Origin of the sequence: Amycolatopsis sp. cmx-8-4 (genome assembly GCF_046548675.1) — a bacterium.
Lineage (GTDB): Bacteria > Actinomycetota > Actinomycetes > Mycobacteriales > Pseudonocardiaceae > Amycolatopsis.
The window spans coordinates 118,405-138,040 of the sequence record NZ_JAEBDZ010000023.1; the positions used below are offsets into that span (position 1 = coordinate 118,405).

Below are 19,636 nucleotides of genomic sequence, written 5' to 3' on the forward strand. Positions count from 1 at the left end.
GACCGTCCGAACAGGGGAACCGACCCCTCCAGGCCTCGAGTTCGCCAACCCGACCGCCGCCACGCCCCCAACAAAACCGGGGTGACCCGCACCTGCGGATCACCCCGGTTCCGTCCGAAACCGTCACCCGGTCAGTCCTCGGTGGAGATCCCCCACCCGGCGGCCGCCGACAGTCCTTCCAGGTACCCCATCGCGCGCTCCGCTTTCGGGTACCGCTGCACCAACGCCCAGAACGCCGCGTCGTGCCCGGGCTCGCGCAGGTGCGCCAGCTCGTGCACCAGGACGTAGTCCAGGACCCACGGCGGGACCTTCCGCAGCCGGTCGCTGACCCGGATGGTCGCGTCGACCGGCGTGCAGGACGCCCACCGCGTGCGCATCGGCGGCACCCAGCGGACGCTCGCCGGCACCGCGGTGCCGCCCAGGTACTTTCCCGACAGCTGCGCGCAGCGCGCCAGCAGGGCTTCGTCCGACGCCTTCGGGGACGCCGACCGACGTGGTTCCGAGCGCTGCAGCTTGCGCTCCATCTCGGCGACCCAGTGTTTCTCCTCCGCCCTCGTCATCCGCGCCGGGATGAGCACGACGAGCGTGTCGTCGTTCCAGTACGCGGTGACCGTCCGGTGCCGGCGCTGGCTGCGCCGCACTTCGACCTTGTGTTCGGGTGTGTCCGACGAGGGGTTCTCGTCCCCTCGGCTCCTCAGTGAGGGCATCCGTGCTTCGACCACTCGACAACGGTAAGGCCACCCACCGACAACTCCGAGCGCCTTAAGGTCACAGACCCGAGTTATCCACAACTACCTCCACTTGTGGACAACTCGGCCGTTCCGGGCCCTTCCGAGGTCCGGGGGTCGCCGGCGGATGCGATTCTGCGGACATGCTGCTCTCCCCCGCGGACATGCCACCGGTGCCGCTACCCGCCTTTCCGGCCCTGCTCCCGGGCCTGACCGTGCTGGAACGCGGCCCGGACGAGATCCAGATCGGCCTCGACCCGCGCCACGGCGTGGCCATCGAAGGCCTGCCCCCGAACCTCGTCACGCGGTTGCGGCTGCTCGACGGCCGGGCGCCCGTCGAACGGATCCTGCTCGCCGAGAGCGAACACCGTGATCAGCTGCGCACGCTCCTGCTCCAGCTGACCGCCCTCGGCCTGGTCACCGAGGCCGGCGCGCCCGACAGCGCCGTGCTCCGCGGCGAGATCGGCCTGTGGTCGCTGCGGGCCCGCCACCACCAGGCCGCGCTGGCCGATCGGCGGCGCGCGACGGCGATCTCGGTCCAGGGTGACGGCCGCGTGGCGGTCGCCGTGGCCGTCCTGCTGGCCAACGCCGGGATCGGGCACGTCGAGCCGCGGCTGCCCGGCGCGGTGACCGAGCACGACCTCGGCTCCGGCTTCACCGAGGCGGACCTGGGCCGGCCGCGGCGCCACGCGCTCGCCGACCTGATCCGCCGGATCGACGCGCGGGTGCGCGTCACGCGGCTCCACGACCGCTACCCCGACCTGGTGCTGCTCACCGACGCCATCGTGCCCGCGCCCGAGGTCGTCGCCGAGCTGATGGAGGACGGCGTCCCGCACCTGGCGGTCCGCGTCCGCGACGGGACCGGCATCGTCGGGCCGCTGGTGGTGCCGGGCCGGAGTTCGTGCCTGCGCTGCGCCGACCTGCACCGGACCGACCTCGACCCGTGCTGGCCGCGCGTCGCCGGTCAGCTCGCCGGGCGGCACCAGCGGCCCGACCTCGGCGCGGTCCAAGCGTGCGCGTCGCTGGCCGTCGCGCAGTCCATGCGGCTGCTCTCCCCCGCCGAGCTGGCGCCGCCGGCGTGGAACGCGACCCTCGAAATCGACGCCTTCGACGGCCGCATCCGCCACCGCGGCTGGCCACCGCATCCGAGGTGCGGGTGCGGTCCCCCCGCGGCGCAACAGGAGACGTAGGCCACTAAGACGCCGCGAGCAGGCTGCGCGCGAGCGTGTGCGCAAGGCAGAATCGACGAGGTGACCGACTTCCGCGACGCCGCCGATCGTGACACCGCGATGCCGAGCAAGGGTGCGGCCCGCACCGCCAAGCTCGCCAGCCTCCCGCTCGGGATGGCCGGGCGGGCGGTCAGCGGCTGGGGCAAGCGGCTGGCCGGCCAGAGCGCGGAGCAGGTGAACGCGACGCTGTCGGCCAAGGCCGCCGAGCAGCTGTTCGAGGTGCTCGGCACGCTCAAGGGCGGGGCCATGAAGTTCGGCCAGGCGCTGAGCGTGTTCGAGGCGGCGGTGCCGGACGACATGGCGAAGCCCTACCGCGAGGCGCTGACGAAGCTGCAGGCCGCGGCGCCGCCGATGGCGGCCCGGCAGACCCACCGGGTCCTCGCCGAGCAGCTGGGCCGGACCTGGGCCGGCCGCTTCACCTCGTTCGACGACGAGCCGGCGGCGGCCGCGAGTATCGGCCAGGTGCACCGCGCGGTCTGGCACGACGGCCGCGAGGTCGCCGTCAAGGTCCAGTACCCGGGGGCCGACGAGGCGCTGCGCAGCGACCTGCGGCAGCTGCAGCGGTTCAGCAGGCTGTTCCAGGCGTTCGTGCCCGGCACCGAGGTCAAGCCGCTGCTGGCCGAGCTCGCCGCGCGGATGAACGAGGAGCTCGACTACCAGTCCGAGGCCCAGCACCAGCGGGCCTTCGCGAAGGCGTTCGACGGCGACCCCGGCATCCTGGTGCCCCGCGTCGTCGCCAGCGCGCCGAAGGTCGTCGTGACGGAGTGGGTCACCGGCACACCGCTGTCGAAGGTGATCGCCGACGGCGACCGCGCGACGCGGAACCTGGCCGGCCGGCTGCTGGCGGAGTTCCACTACTCGTCGCCCGAGCGCGTCCACCTGCTGCACTCGGACCCGCACCCGGGCAACTTCATGATCACCCCGGACGACAGGCTGTGCGTCATCGACTTCGGCGGCGTCGCGCGGCTGCCCGAGGGCATCCCCCGCCACCTGGGCGAGATGACCCGGCTGGCCCTCGACGGCGAGTCCGCCGAGCTGATGCGCACGCTGCGGGAGAACCGGTTCATCCGACCGGACAGCGACCTGACCGCGGACGAGGTGCTCGGTTACCTGGCGCCGTTCACCGAGCCGCTGGCCGAGCCGACGTTCCACTTCACGCGCAAGTGGATGCAGCGGCAGGCGTGGCGGGTCGGCGACAGCCGCGGCAACGACTTCAAGGTCGGGCGCTCGCTCAACCTGCCGCCCGAGTACCTGATGATCCACCGCGTCACCGCGGGCTCGACGGGCATCCTCTGCCAGCTCGACGCGGAGATCCCGGCGCGAGGCATCGTGGAGCGCTGGCAGCCCGGTTTCGCCGGCTGAGTTGTCCACAGGCCGGGCCGCGAACGGACGAATTCCGGCGAGTTGTCCACAGCTGCCGGAAACGGGGTTCCACCCGGTTGGCGGAGCGTTCATGCTCGATCCATGACCGCTACGCATCGCACCGACCCACTCGCCCTCGGTAACCCCGACACCGGCGAGGTGATGAACCTCGAACAGCTACGCAGGGCCGGGGTGTCCGATCGAAGAACCCGGCGGCTCTGCGGCCCCGGCGGGCCGTGGCGCCGCCTGCACCCCGGTGTAGTCCTGCTGCGCAACACCACGCCGACGCGGCAGCACCTGCTGCACGCCGCGATCGCGCGCTACGGGTCGAAGGTGGTGATCACCGGGGCCGACGCCCTGCGGGCCCACGGCGTCAAGTGCCCGGCGACCGGCGAGATCGAGCTGCTGGTGCCCGACTACTGCCGTGTCATGGCAAAGGCGGGGATCCACGCGACCCGGACGTCCCGGCTGCCGGACCCGGTGCTGGTGGACGGCCTGCCGTTCGCCCCGCCAGCCCGCGCGGCGCTCGACCTGGCGCGGGCGGAACCCGATCCGGCGCAGATCCGGCAGCTGCTGACGCTGCCGCTCTACTGGGGCCTGTGCGATCGCCAGCGGCTGCTGGCCGAGCTCGAGGCGGGTCCGCAGCGCGGCTCGTCGGCGGTCCGCAAGGTGCTGCGCCGCCTCGACGAGGGCCCGATCCGCGCGCACGGCCTGGCGGCGCGAGTACTGGACACGGCGCTGCTCCCTCCGCCGAACTGGGACGTCACGATCTGCGACCGCCGAGGCCGCCGCATCGGCGAGGCCGACGCGTGGTGGGACGAGATCGGCTTGGCCTGGCAGTACCGCTGCGGCCCCGGTTCCACGGGCGGCTTCACCCACCTGGCCCTGGCGGCCACGGGAATCATCCTGGTCCGCTGCACGGTCCGGCAGCTGCGCCAGGTCCCCCGCGACGTGGCGAAGGAGCTGGTCCAGGCCTACGGCGAGGCATCGAGAACACCGCGCCCCCGAGTCCGGGCATTGACCACACCGCTGACCGGAGACGCGGCATGAGTCCGCTAGAGGCATCCGCGTCACTCGGGACACCTCCGCGAGCCCCAGCGCAGCTCCAGCCTCGATCGACGCCACCGCGCGAGCCGACCAGAGGCATCGGCGCCGTTCGGGAACACGGCCCTCGTCCCAGCCACCTGTCCGGCCCTTGTCGACGACGCGGCACAAGCCGACCGAAGGCATCCGCACCGGCCGTGGGAACCGGGGACAAGTCCGGATCCTGCTCCAGTCGTCGGGTCGACAGGTCGGCGGCGCAGCAGCGCAGGCGGCGCGGCGGCGAAGCCAAGGCCACACCTGCCGACCCGCTCGTTGCTGATCTTCTCCAGCCCGGCGAAGGCGCATGAGCCCGTCACGATGACCGGCCGATCGTCAGCGCGACTCAGCCGGCCGCCGAGTCTGCCGCTGCTGAATAGCACTCCCCAACAGCCGATTCCCGCGGAGGAACCTCGTGATCACCAGTATTCGTCCGGCAGCTTGCCCTCGATGTCGCGCACGTGCTGCCGCGCGCAGTCCGGGCACAGCCACCGCAGCGTGCCGCGCTCACGGGTGGACACCCAGGCGAGCGCCGTAGCCGGGTCGTCGTCGGCGCCTCGGGTGCGCCCGCAGCGCGTGCACCCGGCCGGTTCCGGCGCGCTCACCGGGACCGTCCACTGTGGATCGCCTTGGCGCCCAACAGGTACAGGTCCGTGCGGTGGCCGAGGAAGTCCGGGCCGGTCGGGTCGGTGAGAGCGGCGATCGTCGCGCGGTCGTCGGCGTCGAGGCGGTCGCCCGTCGACTCGGCGAGCCAGCCGACGCGGTGCACCACGTACTCGCGCAACAGGTCCGAGCCGGGCATCGGGTGGTCGATGAGCGCGCCGAACGACTCGACGTCCTCGAGCCCGGCCTCGCGAAGCGCGCGCGGCCAGCCGTAGGGCATGGCGACACTGCCCGCGATGCCGGCCCGCATCCCGGCGAACCACTCGGCCCGCGCGGCGAGCAGCCGATGCTCGAGCCCGGGCCGTCCGATTCCGAGATCCCAAGGGAGGCAACGCATTTCGAGCCCGCCTTCGGAGATGGCGAGCACCGCACCCGGCCGCAGCAACCTGGCCAGTGTCCGCAGCGCGGCCTGCTGATCGCCGACGTGGTGCACCACCCCGGACGCCCACACGAGGTCGGCGGCCGGCACCCGGTCGGCCAACCGGGGGTCGGCGAGGTCACCGTGCACGCCGACGACCTCGACGTTCTCGCCGGCGGCCGCGGCCACAGCCCGCTGCGCTTCGGCGAGCAGCGCGGGTGTGGCGTCGAGCAGCACGACGGTGCCGCCGTCGCCAAGGGCGAGCTCACGCGCGAAGTGCACGCTCATCCCGCCGGCCCCACACCCGACGTCGACCACGGTCGGCCGACCGGCCGACCCGGAAAGGAGCCGCCGCGCGACGGGCGCGAGCGCCTCGGCATCGAGGGTGTCGGCCATGCGCAGCTGGGCGAGGCGGTCCGCCCAGTCGATGTCGTCGTGGGTGTGTCCGGGCATCACCCCATTCAACACCGCCACCCGGCAGAAGGGCGCGCTCGAACAACCAGACACCAACCAGATGAGGCGGGGCGGGGGCGGGGGGCGGGCCCCCGGAGGATCGTGTCTCGCCGCTGATCAGCGCCCGACCCCACTCTCACCGGCGACCATCGGCTCGCACCGGCGGGCGCAAGTCGTCGCCGATACGAGCGCGATAAGGGCGCGCCGAAGGCCGGCCCAACGGCGCCGGAAAACCGGCACCAGAGCCAGCCGGCGCAATCGCACGCGACCCCATTGGCCTGCGCAAACTCAGGCAGGCCCCTGCCGCCGTCGGGGCGGCAGGGGCCTGTGCTCAGCTCTGGTTCTCGTACCGCTCCGCGCGCTGGGCCGCCCATCGGGCTACTCGGCTCCACCGGCGGATGGCACGGGCACTACCTCGGGCCCGCTGGGTGCGGATGCCCTCCTCCAGATCCCGTATTCGGGCCCTGGACAGTTCTTCGTAAAGCAACATCTCGCTGATCTCCTCGATCTCGGTCTTCGTCAACTGCAGGTGCACGCGTTTGCGCGCTTCGTGGTCCCTCGTGGTGATCGGTTCGACGCTCATGCGGCGCTCCGGTGCTCGCCGCTCTTGGCGGCGACGGGCTCGACGGTGGTGTTCTTGCGCGGACGGCCACGGGGCCGCTTGCGCGCGATCACGACACCGCGCTCGAAGATCTCGCCACCCCAGACGCCCCACGGCTCACGCCGGGCCAGTGCGCCGGCCAGGCAGGCCTCGCGAACCGGGCAGTCGGCGCAGGACGCCTTGGCGCGCTCGAGCTCGGCCGGGGACTCGGCGAACCAGAGGTCCGCGTCGCCCGAGCGGCAGGGCAGAGCCACGTCCGGGACGGTGACGGGGTCGAGCAGGTCGGCGAATATTGCCTCACCCGCGGTGTAGGCGATGGCCGAAGACATGGGGGTTCCTCCTGGTGTCGTACGGGTTTTGGTTTTGGGCGTGGAGCTGGGCAATGCTGTTCCTCTTGGGTTGTGCAGCCAAAAACACGAAGGCCGCGGATCCGGGTTTTCCGGTTCCGCGGCCTTCGTGAGCCTCAGTGTCCTGACTGGGTCAGGAACTTCGCTCCCGTATCGACAACGGAACACGGAACTGCTTGATGGTCGGCAGATCGGCCTGCGGGTACGCGGCGAGAACGCCCTCGGTCCCGAAGACGACGACATCGCCGGTGGTCCAGCCCCGCATGACGCGACGCGTGCCACGGATCTCGTGCGCGCTCACGGGCAGACCGGTGCCCGGGCGCTGTGCAGCCGCGACTTCCGCGGCGCAGGACAGACGGGTACCCGGGTTCGTGAGCGTCAGATTGATGGTCATTTCACCGGCACCTCCTTCTGTACTCTGCACACGCGGCCGCGGAGCGGCACTTCACGTGGATCCCCAGCCGAGCCCTTCGGGCTCGGTACTGGCAGGTTATTGCCCTCCACCACACCGGGGCAACTTAATTACGGGGAAAATCCTCGAAGATACGAAGATCGCCCCTGAGCAGCGGGTTCGCCGCGTGGATCATGGTCCGGACGCGGTCAAGACCACATCAGGACCCCCGTCAGGACCCCATCGACGCGCGGACGACGCCGAGGATCTCCGTGCCGAAACGTTCGAGCTTGGTCGCGCCGATCCCGGAGATCGACACCAGCGCCGACTCGTCGACCGGGCGTTGCTCGGCGACGGCCATCAGCGTCGCGTCGGTGAACACGACGAACGGTGGCACCTTCAGCTCCCGGGCCCGGTCGGCGCGCCAGGACTTCAACCGCTCCAACAGGTTCTCGTCCACCGACGACGGGCAACGACCGCAGCGGCCGAGCTTGACGTCGAGGGTTTCCAGCAGCGGCCCGCCGCACACCCGGCAGCGCGTCTTCACCGGCGCGGCCTGCTTCTGCTGCGACCGCGCGGCCCGGGCCGCCGGGTGGTCCTCCGGGATCAGGCCGTAGAGGAACCGGCTGCGACGGCGGTTGCGGCGCGCGCCCGGCGTGCGGGCCAGCGCCCACGACAGCCACAGGTGCTCGCGGGCCCGCGTGACGCCGACGTAGAACAGCCGCCGCTCCTCCTCGATCGCCGCCTCGTCGTTGTCGGCGTGCAGGATCGGCACGGTGCCCTCGGCGAGGCCGACGAGGAACACCGCGTCCCATTCGAGGCCCTTCGCCGCGTGCAGCGACGCGAGCGTCACGCCCTCGACCGTCGGCGGGTGCTGCGCCGCCGCGCGCTGCTCCAGCTCGGTGTTGAAGCGCGGCAGGTCGGCGTCGGCGACCGTCGAGGCGAGCTCCTCGGCCAGCTCGACGATCGCCAGGAGCGCGTCCCACCGTTCCTTCGCCGCGCCACCGGCGGGCGGCGACTCGGTGAGGCCGACGCGGGAGAGCACCGAGCGCACGGTCGTGACCAGGTCGGAGCTGCCGTCGCCGCTCGCGGTCCGCAGCGCGGACATCGCCTGCCGGACCTCGGCCCGGTTGAAGAACCGCTCGCCGCCGCGGACCAGGTACGGGATGCCGGCCTCGGCCAGCGCCGACTCGTAGGCCTCGGACTGGGCGTTGACGCGGTAGAGCACCGCGATCTCGCTCGCCGCGACCCCGCCGTCCAGCAGCTCGCGCACGCGCCGCGCGACGGCGCCGGCCTCGACGTGCTCGTCGTCGAACTCGGCGAAGCGCGGCTGCGGGCCCGACGGCCGCTGGCCGATCAGCTTGAGCCGCGAGCCCGCCGGCCGGCCGCGGGCGGCGCCGATCACCTGGTTCGCCAGCGCGACGACCTCGGGCGTGGACCGGTAGTCGCGTTCGAGCCGGACGACCGTCGCCTCCGGGAAGCGCCGGGTGAACTCCAGCAGCGACCGCGGCGACGCACCACCGAAGGAGTAGATGGTCTGGTTGGCGTCGCCGACCACCGTCAGGTCGTCACGGCCGCCGAGCCACGCGTCGAGCAGGCGCTGCTGCAGCGGCGTGACGTCCTGGTACTCGTCGACGACGAAGCAGCGGTAGCGGTCGCGGAACTCCTCGGCGACGACGCCGTGCTCCTCGAGCACCGCCGTCGTGTGCAGCAGCAGGTCGTCGAAGTCGAGGACCTGCGCGGCATTCTTCAGGTCTTCGTAGTTGCGGTAGACCTCGGCGACCTGCGCGGCCGGGGCGGGAATGTCCCGCTGGGCGCGCGCGGTGACGGCCGGGTAGTCGTCCGGGCTGATGAGCGACGCCTTCGCCCACTCGATCTCGCTCGCCAGGTCGCGCAGGATCTCGATCTCGGTGCCGAGCTTGGCCCGGGTCGCGGCCTGGCCGACGTAGCGGAACTTGTTCTCGAGCAGGTCCCACGGCTGGCCACCGACCACGCGCGGCCAGAAGTAACGCAGCTGACGGCGGGCGGCGGCGTGGAACGTCAGCGCCTGCGCGGCGTCGACGCCGAGGCCGCGCAACCGGGCGCGCATCTCCCCTGCGGCGCGCGTCGTGAACGTGACGGCAAGCACCTGACCAGCGGAAACGTGCCCGGACATGACGAGGTGGGCGATGCGGTGGGTGATCGTGCGGGTCTTGCCCGTGCCGGCGCCGGCGAGGACGCAGACCGGCCCCCTCGGGGCACTGGCGGCGGCGCGCTGCTCGGGGTCGAGACCATCGAGCAGACGGGTGCGGCTCTTCGGGGAAAGTACGCCAGTCACGTCCCGCATCCTCGCAGAGGGGGACGGGGAATCCGGGCAGGGGCACGCGGCCGTATCCTGGGCAGATGGCGGGACAGCAGGACAAGGAAGCGGCCAAGCAGGCCAAGAAGGAGAAGCGCGCGGCGAGCAAGGCCCGGCGTGGCCAGCTCTTCGAAGCCTTCAAGATGCAGCGCAAGGAAGACCCTTGGCTCATCCCCTGGATGGTCGGCGCGATCGTCGTCGTCGCGGGTGTGGCCTTCGGGATCGGCTTCTTCTTCGACTCCCAGTGGGTGCTGCTGCCGCTCGGGATCATCCTCGGCGCACTGCTCGCCATGATCATCTTCGGCCGGCGCGTCCAGAAGACGGTCTACTCGAAGGCCGACGGCCAGCCCGGCGCGGCGGCGTGGGCGCTCGAGAACCTCCGCGGCAAGTGGAAGGTGACGCCGACCGTCGCCGCGACGACCCAGCTCGACGCGGTGCACCGGGTGCTCGGCGGCCCGGGCGTGGTGCTCGTCGCCGAGGGTGCGCAGCACCGCGTGAAGACGCTGCTCGCCCAGGAGAAGAAGCGCGTCTCCCGGCTGATCGGCGACACCCCGATCTACGACGTCACGATCGGCCACGAAGAGGGCCAGATCCCGCTCAAGAAGCTCCAGGGCTTCCTGATGAAGCTGCCCCGTAACCTCAAGCCGGCCCAGGTCGACGCCCTCGAGGCGAAGCTGGCCGCACTCGGCAACCGCGGCGCGGCGATGCCCAAGGGCCCGATGCCCGCCGGCGCGAAGATGCGCAACGTCCAGCGCACGATCCGCCGCCGCTGACCCGAGCCCGCGCAGACGACGAAGGCCCCGTCCGGTGGACGGGGCCTTTCTCGTACGAGGGTGCCGGCTTCCGGCGCGGCGCGCGGTCAGCGCAGCCGGATGACGACGGTGCCCGTCAGCCGGTCCAGCCAGCTGCGGCCGTCGGCGTTGCGGACCGCGGCCGGGATGATCACGAACGTGAGGACCGCGCGGACCAGCGCCCGCAGCGGGCCGACCAGGGCGGCGCCGTCGAGGCGGGCCACCCGGATGCCGACCACGCCCATCCCGGGGGTGAACCCGAAGAAGCCCGCGGACACGACGGAGATGACCGCCCAGACGCCGCCAGACCACAGGTTGAAGTTCTGCATGGCGACCGGGTCCTGCAGGTCCGGGTGCACGAAGATGGCCGTGACCAGGGCCGCGACCACGAGGTCGGCGAGCAGCCCGAGCAGCCGGGTCCCGCCGCTCGCCGCCGAGCCGACGCCGGATTCGGGCAGACCGAACTTCTCGCCCGGCCAGCGCGCGCCGTCCTGATCAGTACTCTGGCCACCGTCACCCGTGCCGGGCAGCCATTCTCCGGTCCATCTCGCCACCCGTCCAGGGTATGCCGGTGGCGCGGACCACATCCGACCTGGTCGGATACCCGGTATCCACCCACCCGTTAACACCAGCGAAACATACGGGTGACGGTCGGGCAACACCGCGCTTTTAGCGTGAGCCGAAGAGAGCACTGCCGCACGAGCTCGAACGAGAAGGAGTCACCGAGGGTGCCCACTACTCCAGACGACATTCAGCGCCTCATCACGGACGAGGACGTCGAAGTCATCGACGTCCGGTTCTGTGACCTGCCCGGCGTGATGCAGCACTTCACGGTCCCGGCGAAGGCCTTCACCGAAGAGGCCTACGAAGAGGGACTCGCGTTCGACGGCTCCTCGGTGCGCGGTTTCCAGTCGATCCACGAATCGGACATGCTGCTGCTGCCGGACCCCGAGACGGCGCGCATCGACCCGTTCCGCAAGGCGAAGACGCTCTCGCTGAACTTCTTCGTGCACGACCCGTTCACCCGTGAGGCGTACAGCCGCGACCCGCGCAACATCGCGCGCAAGGCCGAGCAGTACATCGCGGAGTACGGCGTCGCCGACAACGTGTACTTCGGCCCCGAAGCCGAGTTCTACATCTTCGACTCGGTCCGCTTCGACTCCGCCGAGCACGCCTCGTTCCACGAGATCGACTCCGTCGAGGGCTGGTGGAACACCGGTACCGAAGAGGTCGGTGGCAACCAGGGCTACAAGACGAAGTTCAAGGGCGGTTACTTCCCCGTCCCGCCGGTCGACCACTTCGCCGACCTGCGCGACGACATCGTCCGCGCGCTGCAGGGCTCCGGTTTCGAGATCGAGCGCGCGCACCACGAGGTGGGCACCGCCGGCCAGACCGAGATCAACTACAAGTACAACACGCTGCTGCACGCGGCGGACGACTTGCAGCTGTTCAAGTACATCGTGAAGAACACCGTGTTCGCCGCGGGCAAGACCGCGACGTTCATGCCGAAGCCGCTCGCCGGCGACAACGGCTCGGGCATGCACTGCCACCAGTCGCTGTGGAAGGACGGCACGCCGCTGTTCCACGACGAGTCCGGTTACGCGGGCCTGTCCGACACGGCGCGCCACTACATCGGCGGCCTGCTCAAGCACGCCCCGAGCCTGCTGGCCTTCACGAACCCGACGGTGAACTCCTACCACCGCCTGGTCCCGGGCTTCGAGGCCCCGGTTTCGCTGGTCTACTCGCAGCGCAACCGCTCGGCCTGCGTCCGCATCCCGATCACGGGCAACAACCCGAAGGCCAAGCGCGCCGAGTTCCGCTGCCCGGACTCCTCGGGCAACCCGTACCTGGCGTTCTCGGCGATGATGATGGCCGGGCTCGACGGCATCAAGAACAAGATCGAGCCGGCGGACCCGATCGACAAGGACCTCTACGAGCTCCCGCCGGAAGAGGCCAAGAACGTCAAGCTGGTCCCGGGCGACCTGGGCACGGTCCTCGACACGCTGGAAGCCGACCACGACTACCTGCTCGAGGGTGGCGTGTTCACGCCGGACGTGATCGAGACGTGGGTCTCGTACAAGCGCGAAAACGAGATCGACCCGCTGCGCCTGCGCCCGCACCCGTACGAGTTCGCCCTGTACTACGACGTGTGATCGACGCGGGGCTTTGACCAGTAGTTTCACTGGTCGGAGTCTCCGCCAGGCCGTCAGCTGACGGCCCACCGGACACGGGACGGCGGTCGAGGGGAAAGCCCCGACCGCCGTCCCGTTCTTTGTGCGCCTGTCGAGACACTGCACCGAGCCCGTCTGGCCGGCGCTGGATCGCCTCCTCGCCGGCAGTCGCCATCTCATACGCCGCGGCGCCATTCCTCCCCGCCGGCCTTCTTTTCGTCCTGAGTCAGTCGCCTTCGGCCGTCGACAGCAGCTTCAGGTCCGCGCCCGCCTCGGCGAAACGGCCTCGGGGGTCCGCCGCCAGCTTGCGGCGCTCCAGGTCCATCAGGCCCAGCGTGCACGTGATCTCCGCAGCCAGCGTGCCGTCGGCCTTGTAGATGTTCGAGTCCATCGAGAACGTCTTGCCGCTGCCGAACTTCGCGTCGCACGTCACGTCGACGACGTCGCCCGCGCGGATCTCCCTGCGGAACACGATGTGGGACTCCAGGAGCACCGCCGCGAAGCCCTCGACACCGTTGAGCGCGCCCGCCTGCTCCAGCAGCTCGAGCCGCGAAACCTCGCCGTACGAGTGGTAGACGGCGTGGTTGAGGTGGCCCAAGGTGTCCAGCTCGTAGTGGCGGACCTTGATCCGGGTCCGGAACGGCTCTCGATCGGTCACACGCCTCACCTTAATCAGCCTCGTAGAACAGGTGCTCCACCACCGTGTGCGCGCGACGCGTGATCCGGCGGTACGTGTCGAGGAACTCACCGGGGTCGTCCGCCGCGGTCTGGCCGAGCACCCGCGCCACCGCGACCAGGTCGCGGCCCGAGCTGGGGACCTCGTCGACGGCCTTGCCGCGCACCAGCATCCCGGCGTTGCGCACCCGCGTCGCCAGCAGCCACGCCTCGGTCAGCTCGGCCGCTTCGGACTGCTCGGCCAGGCTCGCGCCGGGGAGCAGCGCCAGAGCGTCCAGCGTCGACGTCGTCCGCAGCTCGGGAACGGCGTGGGCGTGCTGCAGCTGCAGGAGCTGCACCGTCCACTCGACGTCGGCGAGGCCGCCGCGGCCGAGCTTCGTGTGCCGCGTCGGGTCCGCGCCCTTCGGCATCCGCTCGGTCTCGACGCGTGCCTTGATCCGGCGGATCTCGCGGGCCTTCGTCGCATCCAAGCCGCCCTCGGGGTAGCGGATCGGGTCGATCATCGCGATGAACCGCTGCCCGAGGTCGTCGTCGCCGGCGATGAAACGGGCCCGCAGCAACGCTTGCGCCTCCCACACCTCGCCCCAGCGCGCGTAGTAGGCGCGGTACGACTCCAGCGTCCGCACCAGCGGGCCGCTGCGCCCCTCCGGCCGCAGGTCGGCGTCGACGACCAGTGCCGGGTCCGGGCTCGGCGCGCCCAGCATCTTCCGGACCGTCTCCGCGACCGACGACGCGAACTTCACGGCGTCGGAGTCCGAGACGCCTTCATTCGCTTCGCACACGAAGAGCACGTCGGCGTCGGAGCCGTAGCCGAGTTCGGCGCCGCCGAGCCGGCCCATGCCGATGACGGCGATCCGCGCCGGCGTCCGGCCCAGCTCGGCCTGGCGCTGCCGGAACGCGGCGGCCAGCGCGCCCTGCAGCACCGCGACCCAGACGCTGGACAGCGCCGCGCACACGGCCCGGACGTCGAGCAGGCCCAGCAGATCCGCGCACGCCACGCGCAGCAGTTCGTGCCGCCGCAGCGAACGCGCCGCCGTGACCGCGGGGTTCAACCCGGGCTGGCGCCGGACGGCCGCCCGCAGCGACGTCGCCACGTCGGCCGGCGTGCGGCCCAGCAGCCGCGCCGGGTCGCCGAGCAGCTGCAGCACCTCGGGCGCGCGGACCAGCAGGTCGGGCACCAGCCTCGACGTGCCGAGCAGGATGGCCAGCCGTTCGACGACCGTGCCTTCGTCGCGCAGCACCCGCAGGTACCAGGGCGTGTCCTCCAGCGCCTCGGAAACCTTGCGGTAGGACAGCAGCCCGCCGTCCGGGTCGGGGGTGTCGGCGAGCAGGTCGAGCAGCACGGGCAGCAGCGCCTGCTGGATCGCGGCGCGCCGGGAGACGCCCGAAGTGAGCGCCTTGATGTGCTGGAGCGCGCCGTCGGGCGCGGTGTAGCCGAGCGCGGCCAGGCGGCTGGCGGCCTGCTTGGTCGTCAGGCGCAGCGCCTCGGTCGGCACGTTCGCGACCGACTGCAGCAGCGGCCGGTAGAAGATCTTTTCGTGCAGCCGCCGGATGCCCTTGCCGTGCTTGCGGAACTCCGCCAGCAGCGCTTCGCCCTCGCTCTTGCCACCGGTCGGTTTCACGCCGCTCGCGCGAGCGAGGATCCGCAGCTCGTCGGTGTCGGACGTCGCGGGGAACAGGTGCGTCCGGCGCATCCGCCGCAGCTGCAGCCGGTGTTCCAGCATCCGCAGGAACTCATACGACGCGCCCAGCTCGGCCGCGTCCTTCCGGCCCACATAACCACCTTCGCCGAGCGCCGCGAGCGCGTCCATCGTGGACGGCGACCGCAGCTCGTCGTCGACCCGGCCGTGCACGAGCTGCAGCAGCTGCACCGCGAACTCGACGTCACGCAGGCCGCCGCGGCCCAGCTTGAGCTCGCGCTCGGCGTGCTCGGACGGCACGTGCCCCTCGACCCGGCGGCGCATCTGCTGCACCTCGGCGACGAAGTTGTCCCGGTCGGCCGCCGACCAGACCAGCGGCGCCACCATCTCGGCGTACTGCCGCCCGAGCTCGGCGTCGCCGGCGACCGGGCGGGCCTTGAGCAGCGCCTGGAACTCCCAGGTCTTGGCCCACTTGAGGTAGTAGCTCTGGTGGCCTTCGAGGGTGCGGACGAGCGCGCCGGCCTTGCCTTCCGGGCGCAGCGCCGCGTCGACCTCGAAGCACGCGTTCCCGGTGACGCGCATCGTCGTGCTCGCCAGCCGCGTCGCGACGCCGAGATCGCCCGCGCCGACGAAGATGACGTCGACATCGCTGACGTAGTTGAGTTCCCGGCCGCCGCACTTGCCCATCGCGATGATCGCGAACGTGTCGTCGGCCGAGGCGCCGACCTCGGCCTCGGCGACCACGAGCCCGGCGGCGAGCGTGGCCTCCGCCAGCTCGGTCAGCTGCGCGGCGGTCTCGGCATAGCGCGGCTGCTCGAGCCCGCTCTCGACGAGGTGGCCCAGGTCCGCGGCGGCGATACCGAGCAGCAGGCTGCGGTAGGCGACCTTGAGCGTCTGCTCCGCCTCGAGCTTGGTGATCACGGTGCCGTCTTCACGCACGAGCGCGGTGCGCAGGGCTTCGCGGTAGCCGGCGGGGTTCGTGCTCTTCTTGCCGGTGAGCGAATGCCACTGCGCGGGGTTCGCGCACAGGAAGTCGGCCAGCGCGGTCGACGTCCCCAGCACACCGAGGAGCCGGCCGCGGAACGTCCGGTTCTCGCGGAGCTGTTCTTCGAGCCGTGCCCATTCGTCGCCGTCGGCCTCGCGGATGCGGTCCAGTCCCCGCAGCGCGAGATCGGGATCGGCGGCCCGGGACAACGCCGCGAGGACGTCGGACGCCGCGGCGACCGGGCCGGCGTCGTCCCACCAGCCGGCCGCGCGCAACTGACCCTCGGCACGGGCGTCGGTGAAGCCGTACCTCGCCGCCGAAGCGGTCGTTCGCGCGCGGTCTGCCATCACGAACCACCGTAGCCGCAACGGCCTCGTGATTCCGGCTCAGACGGCCAGGCGTCCCGGTTCGGTGTCGGCCGGCGTCGGCTCGGGGACCTGGAAACTGTGCGCGGTGACGGGGTGACGGCGCGAGAGCAGCCAGATCCCGGCGCCCACACCGATTCCGACCACGCCGACGGCGATGGTGCCCGCGCTGCCGAGCGAAGCGATCTTGCCCGAGACCGCGCCGACGATCGCGGCCGCGGGCAGGGTGAACAGCCAGGCGATGACCATCCGGCCCGCCATCCGCCAGCGGACCGGCGCCTCGCGGCGGCCGACGCCGGAGCCGACGATGCCGCCGGAGCACACGTGCGTCGTCGACAGCGGGAAACCCAGCCGCGACGAGACCAGGATGACGAGCGCGGAGCTCGTCTGGGCGGCGAAGCCCTGCGGGCCCTCGATGTCGGTCAGGCCCTTGCCGAGGGTGTGCGTGATGCGCCAGCCGCCGAGGTAGGTGCCCGCGGCCAGCGCGCAGGCGGCGCTGACGATCACCCACACGGGCGGAGCGGCGCCGGACGGGAGGCTACCGGCGGTGACCAGCGTGAGCGTGATCACGCCCATCGTCTTCTGTGCGTCATTCGTGCCGTGGGCCAGCGAAACCAGCGACGCCGAGACGATCTGGCCGACCTTGAACCCGCGCGTGGCCGGCCGGTTCCGGACCAGGAAGCGGTAGACCAGGTACGTCCCGGCCAGGGCCACGAGGCCGGCGATGACCGGCGACGCGGCCGCCGGCAGCAGGACCTTCTCGACGATCTTTCCGAAGTGGACCGAGTCCGCGCCCGCCGAAACCCAGGTGGCGCCGATCAAGCCGCCGAACAGCGCGTGCGACGAGCTCGACGGGAGCCCGACGAACCACGTCACGAGGTTCCAGACGATTGCGCCGATCAGCCCGCCGAACACGATCGACGGGCCGATCTTCGTGTCGTCCACCAGGCCGCTGGAGATCGTCTTGGCGACCTCGACCGACAGGAACGCGCCGACCAGGTTCAGCACCGCGGAGATCGCGACGGCCACCCGGGGCTTGAGGGCCCCGGTGGCGATCGACGTCGCCATCGAGTTCGCGGTGTCGTGGAACCCGTTCGTGAAATCGAAGACCAATGCGGTGACGACCACGATGACGACCAGCAACGAGGGGTCCACCCCGACCTCCGCACCCTTGTGGGGACTCTTCCCGCAAGGTACCTGACGAGGGACGCGGGTTGTTAACAGCCCGTTGCCGATTGTGACGCTGTCCGTTAAGCCAACGGTAACGAGCGTTGACTGTCGGCGGCGGGCTGGAGCTCCCCGGACGCCAATCGGACGAACCGCTGCGCGAACGGCCGCCACGTCTCGGCGATGTCGTCGTGCACGGTGATCAACTTGTCGTGGTCGAGCGCTCCCGGACGGGCCAGCTCCGCCATTTCGGGCTCATCCGCGGCCCAGCTCTCGACGATCTCGGGCGTCGTCTCGATGTGGAACTGGACACCGTAGACACACCGGTTGAACCGGAAAGCCTGAAATTGGTAGCGCGGAGCGGATGCGAGCAGTTCGGCGCCGGGCGGCAGCCGGGTGATCGAGTCGTTGTGGAACTGCAGGACGTCCTGCATGAGCGGCAGCTCGGCGAAGAGCGGGTCGGTCCACGCCGCGTCCTTCTTCGAGACGAGGTGCGGGCCGATCTCCGGTCCGTCGCGCCCGACCTCGACGCGGCCCCCGGTCGCGACGGTCAGCAGCTGGGCGCCGAGGCAGATCCCCAGCGTCGGGAGCTGCCTCGACGCCGCCTTCGCCAGCAAGCGCCGCACGTCGGCGAGCCACGGGTGCTTCGCGTCGTCCTCCGCACCCATGTTGCCGCCGAGACAGACGACGCCGGCGTAGCCGTCGAGATCGGCAGGCAGGTCCTGCCCGGGCGGAAGCCGGACGTCGAGGTCCGCGCCGGCGTCGGTCAGCCAGTCACCGAGGGGACCGAGCGGGTCCGAGACGTCCGGCTGGATGATCAGCAGTCGTGTCACGCCTTCCAGGGTAGGTGCGTCAGCAGGCGCAGCGAATCCCGGCCGCTGCCTGTGTTGGTTCGCCGGCCTGGTCCGCCTGGTCGACCGGGTAGCCGGCGGCGATCCAGCTGGTGATGCCGCCGGAGAGCCGTTTCACCTGGAAGCCGAGCTCGGCGAGCTTGAGCGCCCCCTTGGTGGCGGCGTTGCAGTTGATGCTTTCGCAGTAGCAGACGTAGACGAGGTCGCGATCGAGGTGCGCGGTGCTCTCGGGTGTCATGTCGCGGTAGGGCAGGTTGATCGCGCCGGGGAGGTGCGCCTGCGCGAAGGCTTCGGGAGCACGGGTCTCGACGACGACGTAACCCTCGGCGCGGCCGGCGTCGAGATCCCGGGCGAGGTCGTCCGGATCGACCTCGAAGCCGAGCTCGGCGCTGAAGTAGGCAACGGCCTCGGCGGGCGCGGCGGCGGGAAAGGCAAGTGTGCGTGTCATGGGGACAATCCTGCTGATCACGGCGTCGCGGACACAGGGCAGAATCGGGGTGAAGGCCGTCGCCGGCCTGGGATTTCCCTGTTTCCGCCCCTGCTGACCTGGGAGATGTGCGGTGGACCTCGACGACGTCGACTGGCACCTGATCGAGCTCCTCCAGGACGACGGCAGGCTGAGCTTCACGGAGCTGGGTCGCCGGGTGTCGCTGTCGGGGTCCGCGGTGACGGAACGGGTCCGCCGTCTCGAGGAGCGCGGAGTGATCACGGGCTACGCGGCGACCGTGGACACGACGAAGCTGGGGCTGCCGATCGAGGCGTTGGTCCGGGCCCGGGTCCGCAGCCTGGACACACCCCGCTTCCGGACGGCGGTGCTGCCACTGCCGGAGGTCATCGCCGCGGACCACATCACGGGTGACGAGTGCTGGATCCTGCGGGTGCTGTGCCGGAACACGGCGGAGCTGGAGGAGCTGGTCGAGAAGGTGCAGCGATACGGCGAGACGACGACGTCGCTGGTGCTGTCATCACCACTGCGCCGCCGGCCGCTGGCCCGGCGGGGACGGCCGGACTGAGGCAGCTCGCGCGCCCGAAGAGTCGGCTCGCGTACTCAACCAGTCGGCTCACGTACCTGGACAGTCGGCTCACGTGATTGAAGCGCCGGCACCCGTGATCCGGAGGTCGGCACCCGTGATCCGGGCGCCAGCACCTGTGATCAGACGGTCGACTCACGTGCGTGAAGGGTCGACTCGCGTGAGTGAGAGGTCGACACGACGTCGGCCGCGGTGCCAGCCACTCGGGTCTTGGGCATAAGAAAAGGGCCTGGCCGGGAGAACCGTAGTTCTCAACCGGACCAGACCCTTCCCTCAACGAAACGTTCGGCGGTGTCCTACTCTCCCACAACCCTTCGGTTGCAGTACCATCGGCGCTGTCAAGCTTAGCTTCCGGGTTCGGAATGGGACCGGGCGTTTCCCTGACGCTAAAACCACCGAAACACTATCAA

At 71.1% G+C, this 19,636-nt stretch carries 19 protein-coding genes and 1 rRNA gene; 6 read left to right on the forward strand and 14 right to left on the reverse strand.

Annotated elements, in window-relative coordinates; all coding sequences use genetic code 11:
• Window positions 1-131 precede the first annotated feature (131 nt).
• The gene (locus tag ACLJQZ_RS36380; protein ID WP_410624745.1) at window positions 132-641 is read right to left on the reverse strand and encodes a M48 family metallopeptidase; all 510 of its coding nucleotides are present in this window, start codon (window positions 639-641) and stop codon (window positions 132-134) included.
• A gap of 230 nt (window positions 642-871) precedes the next feature.
• Here ACLJQZ_RS36380 and ACLJQZ_RS36385 point away from each other — a divergent pair, with 230 nt between their 5' ends.
• From ACLJQZ_RS36385 to ACLJQZ_RS36395, 3 genes are all read left to right on the forward strand, one after another.
• Window positions 872-1,918: a hypothetical protein gene (locus ACLJQZ_RS36385; RefSeq protein WP_410624746.1), complete on the forward strand. Its 1,047-nt coding sequence runs from the start codon at window positions 872-874 to the stop codon at window positions 1,916-1,918.
• Window positions 1,919-1,978: 60 nt separating this feature from the next.
• Complete coding sequence (locus ACLJQZ_RS36390; protein WP_410624748.1) at window positions 1,979-3,319, forward strand: ABC1 kinase family protein; 1,341 nt, start codon at window positions 1,979-1,981, stop codon at window positions 3,317-3,319.
• Window positions 3,320-3,481: 162 nt separating this feature from the next.
• Window positions 3,482-4,369, forward strand: a complete 888-nt coding sequence (locus ACLJQZ_RS36395; RefSeq protein WP_410624779.1) for a hypothetical protein — start codon at window positions 3,482-3,484, stop codon at window positions 4,367-4,369.
• A 449-nt stretch (window positions 4,370-4,818) separates the two neighbouring features.
• Here ACLJQZ_RS36395 and ACLJQZ_RS36400 read toward each other — a convergent pair whose 3' ends face one another.
• From ACLJQZ_RS36400 to ACLJQZ_RS36425, 6 genes are all read right to left on the reverse strand, one after another.
• Entirely contained in the window at window positions 4,819-5,004 is a 186-nt protein-coding gene (locus ACLJQZ_RS36400) for a hypothetical protein (RefSeq protein ID WP_410624750.1), read from the reverse strand.
• Window positions 5,001-5,873 (reverse strand): class I SAM-dependent methyltransferase, encoded by an 873-nt coding sequence (locus ACLJQZ_RS36405; RefSeq protein ID WP_410624752.1) that lies wholly within the window; start codon window positions 5,871-5,873, stop codon window positions 5,001-5,003. Before ACLJQZ_RS36405 ends, ACLJQZ_RS36400 begins: the two co-directional genes overlap by 4 nt.
• A 331-nt stretch (window positions 5,874-6,204) precedes the next feature.
• On the reverse strand, window positions 6,205-6,456 hold the full coding sequence (locus ACLJQZ_RS36410; RefSeq protein WP_247061256.1) for a hypothetical protein: 252 nt from the start codon (window positions 6,454-6,456) through the stop codon (window positions 6,205-6,207).
• The gene (locus ACLJQZ_RS36415) at window positions 6,453-6,803 is read right to left on the reverse strand and encodes a WhiB family transcriptional regulator (RefSeq protein WP_410624754.1); all 351 of its coding nucleotides are present in this window, start codon (window positions 6,801-6,803) and stop codon (window positions 6,453-6,455) included. The genes ACLJQZ_RS36410 and ACLJQZ_RS36415 overlap by 4 nt, the downstream gene beginning before the upstream one ends.
• Window positions 6,804-6,954: 151 nt before the next feature.
• Window positions 6,955-7,215 (reverse strand): hypothetical protein, encoded by a 261-nt coding sequence (locus ACLJQZ_RS36420; protein WP_247061252.1) that lies wholly within the window; start codon window positions 7,213-7,215, stop codon window positions 6,955-6,957.
• 229 nt (window positions 7,216-7,444) lie between these two features.
• On the reverse strand, window positions 7,445-9,529 hold the full coding sequence (locus ACLJQZ_RS36425) for an ATP-dependent DNA helicase UvrD2 (RefSeq protein ID WP_410624756.1): 2,085 nt from the start codon (window positions 9,527-9,529) through the stop codon (window positions 7,445-7,447).
• A 65-nt stretch (window positions 9,530-9,594) separates the two neighbouring features.
• Between ACLJQZ_RS36425 and ACLJQZ_RS36430 the strand changes: the two genes are divergently transcribed.
• Window positions 9,595-10,323 (forward strand): DUF4191 domain-containing protein, encoded by a 729-nt coding sequence (locus tag ACLJQZ_RS36430; RefSeq protein WP_328444617.1) that lies wholly within the window; start codon window positions 9,595-9,597, stop codon window positions 10,321-10,323.
• An 86-nt stretch (window positions 10,324-10,409) separates the two neighbouring features.
• Here ACLJQZ_RS36430 and ACLJQZ_RS36435 read toward each other — a convergent pair whose 3' ends face one another.
• A complete protein-coding gene (locus ACLJQZ_RS36435; protein ID WP_326951781.1) occupies window positions 10,410-10,799 on the reverse strand; it encodes an RDD family protein in 390 nt (129 codons plus the stop codon).
• Between the two features lie 270 nt (window positions 10,800-11,069).
• On the opposite strand from ACLJQZ_RS36435, the gene glnA reads away from it, so the two are divergent.
• Window positions 11,070-12,494: a type I glutamate--ammonia ligase gene (gene glnA / locus ACLJQZ_RS36440; RefSeq protein WP_247061245.1), complete on the forward strand. Its 1,425-nt coding sequence runs from the start codon at window positions 11,070-11,072 to the stop codon at window positions 12,492-12,494.
• Between the two features lie 244 nt (window positions 12,495-12,738).
• On the opposite strand, the gene ACLJQZ_RS36445 is transcribed toward glnA, so the two are convergent.
• The 5 genes from ACLJQZ_RS36445 to ACLJQZ_RS36465 form a co-directional block, all read right to left on the reverse strand.
• Window positions 12,739-13,170, reverse strand: coding sequence for an acyl-CoA thioesterase (locus tag ACLJQZ_RS36445; RefSeq protein WP_326955756.1), 432 nt, complete (start codon window positions 13,168-13,170; stop codon window positions 12,739-12,741).
• Window positions 13,171-13,180: 10 nt separating this feature from the next.
• Window positions 13,181-16,159, reverse strand: a complete 2,979-nt coding sequence (locus ACLJQZ_RS36450) for a bifunctional [glutamine synthetase] adenylyltransferase/[glutamine synthetase]-adenylyl-L-tyrosine phosphorylase (protein WP_410624759.1) — start codon at window positions 16,157-16,159, stop codon at window positions 13,181-13,183.
• A gap of 39 nt (window positions 16,160-16,198) precedes the next feature.
• Window positions 16,199-17,332 (reverse strand): anion permease, encoded by a 1,134-nt coding sequence (locus ACLJQZ_RS36455; protein WP_410624761.1) that lies wholly within the window; start codon window positions 17,330-17,332, stop codon window positions 16,199-16,201.
• Between the two features lie 95 nt (window positions 17,333-17,427).
• The gene (locus ACLJQZ_RS36460) at window positions 17,428-18,177 is read right to left on the reverse strand and encodes a type 1 glutamine amidotransferase (RefSeq protein WP_410624763.1); all 750 of its coding nucleotides are present in this window, start codon (window positions 18,175-18,177) and stop codon (window positions 17,428-17,430) included.
• Window positions 18,178-18,196: 19 nt separating this feature from the next.
• Window positions 18,197-18,643 carry a rhodanese-like domain-containing protein gene (locus ACLJQZ_RS36465; RefSeq protein ID WP_410624765.1) on the reverse strand — a complete coding sequence of 149 codons (447 nt, stop codon included), beginning with the start codon at window positions 18,641-18,643 and terminating at the stop codon, window positions 18,197-18,199.
• Window positions 18,644-18,755: 112 nt separating this feature from the next.
• Between ACLJQZ_RS36465 and ACLJQZ_RS36470 the strand changes: the two genes are divergently transcribed.
• Complete coding sequence (locus ACLJQZ_RS36470; protein ID WP_328646174.1) at window positions 18,756-19,208, forward strand: Lrp/AsnC family transcriptional regulator; 453 nt, start codon at window positions 18,756-18,758, stop codon at window positions 19,206-19,208.
• A 301-nt stretch (window positions 19,209-19,509) separates the two neighbouring features.
• Here the strand turns inward: ACLJQZ_RS36470 and rrf are convergent.
• Window positions 19,510-19,626 (reverse strand): 5S ribosomal RNA (rrf, locus tag ACLJQZ_RS36475).
• Between the last annotated feature and the right edge of the window lie 10 nt (window positions 19,627-19,636).

Excerpts from the sequence above, each read along its gene's own strand:
- ACLJQZ_RS36385 (WP_410624746.1), top strand. The coding sequence starts at position 872 with ATGCTGCTCTCCCCCGCGGACATGCCACCGGTGCCGCTACCCGCCTTT.
- ACLJQZ_RS36450 (WP_410624759.1), bottom strand. The coding sequence starts at position 16,159 with ATGGCAGACCGCGCGCGAACGACCGCTTCGGCGGCGAGGTACGGCTTC.
- ACLJQZ_RS36405 (WP_410624752.1), bottom strand. The coding sequence starts at position 5,873 with ATGCCCGGACACACCCACGACGACATCGACTGGGCGGACCGCCTCGCC.
- ACLJQZ_RS36465 (WP_410624765.1), bottom strand. The coding sequence starts at position 18,643 with ATGACACGCACACTTGCCTTTCCCGCCGCCGCGCCCGCCGAGGCCGTT.
- ACLJQZ_RS36420 (WP_247061252.1), bottom strand. The coding sequence starts at position 7,215 with ATGACCATCAATCTGACGCTCACGAACCCGGGTACCCGTCTGTCCTGC.
- ACLJQZ_RS36410 (WP_247061256.1), bottom strand. The coding sequence starts at position 6,456 with ATGAGCGTCGAACCGATCACCACGAGGGACCACGAAGCGCGCAAACGC.
- ACLJQZ_RS36415 (WP_410624754.1), bottom strand. The coding sequence starts at position 6,803 with ATGTCTTCGGCCATCGCCTACACCGCGGGTGAGGCAATATTCGCCGAC.
- ACLJQZ_RS36395 (WP_410624779.1), top strand. The coding sequence starts at position 3,482 with ATGAACCTCGAACAGCTACGCAGGGCCGGGGTGTCCGATCGAAGAACC.
- ACLJQZ_RS36430 (WP_328444617.1), top strand. The coding sequence starts at position 9,595 with ATGGCGGGACAGCAGGACAAGGAAGCGGCCAAGCAGGCCAAGAAGGAG.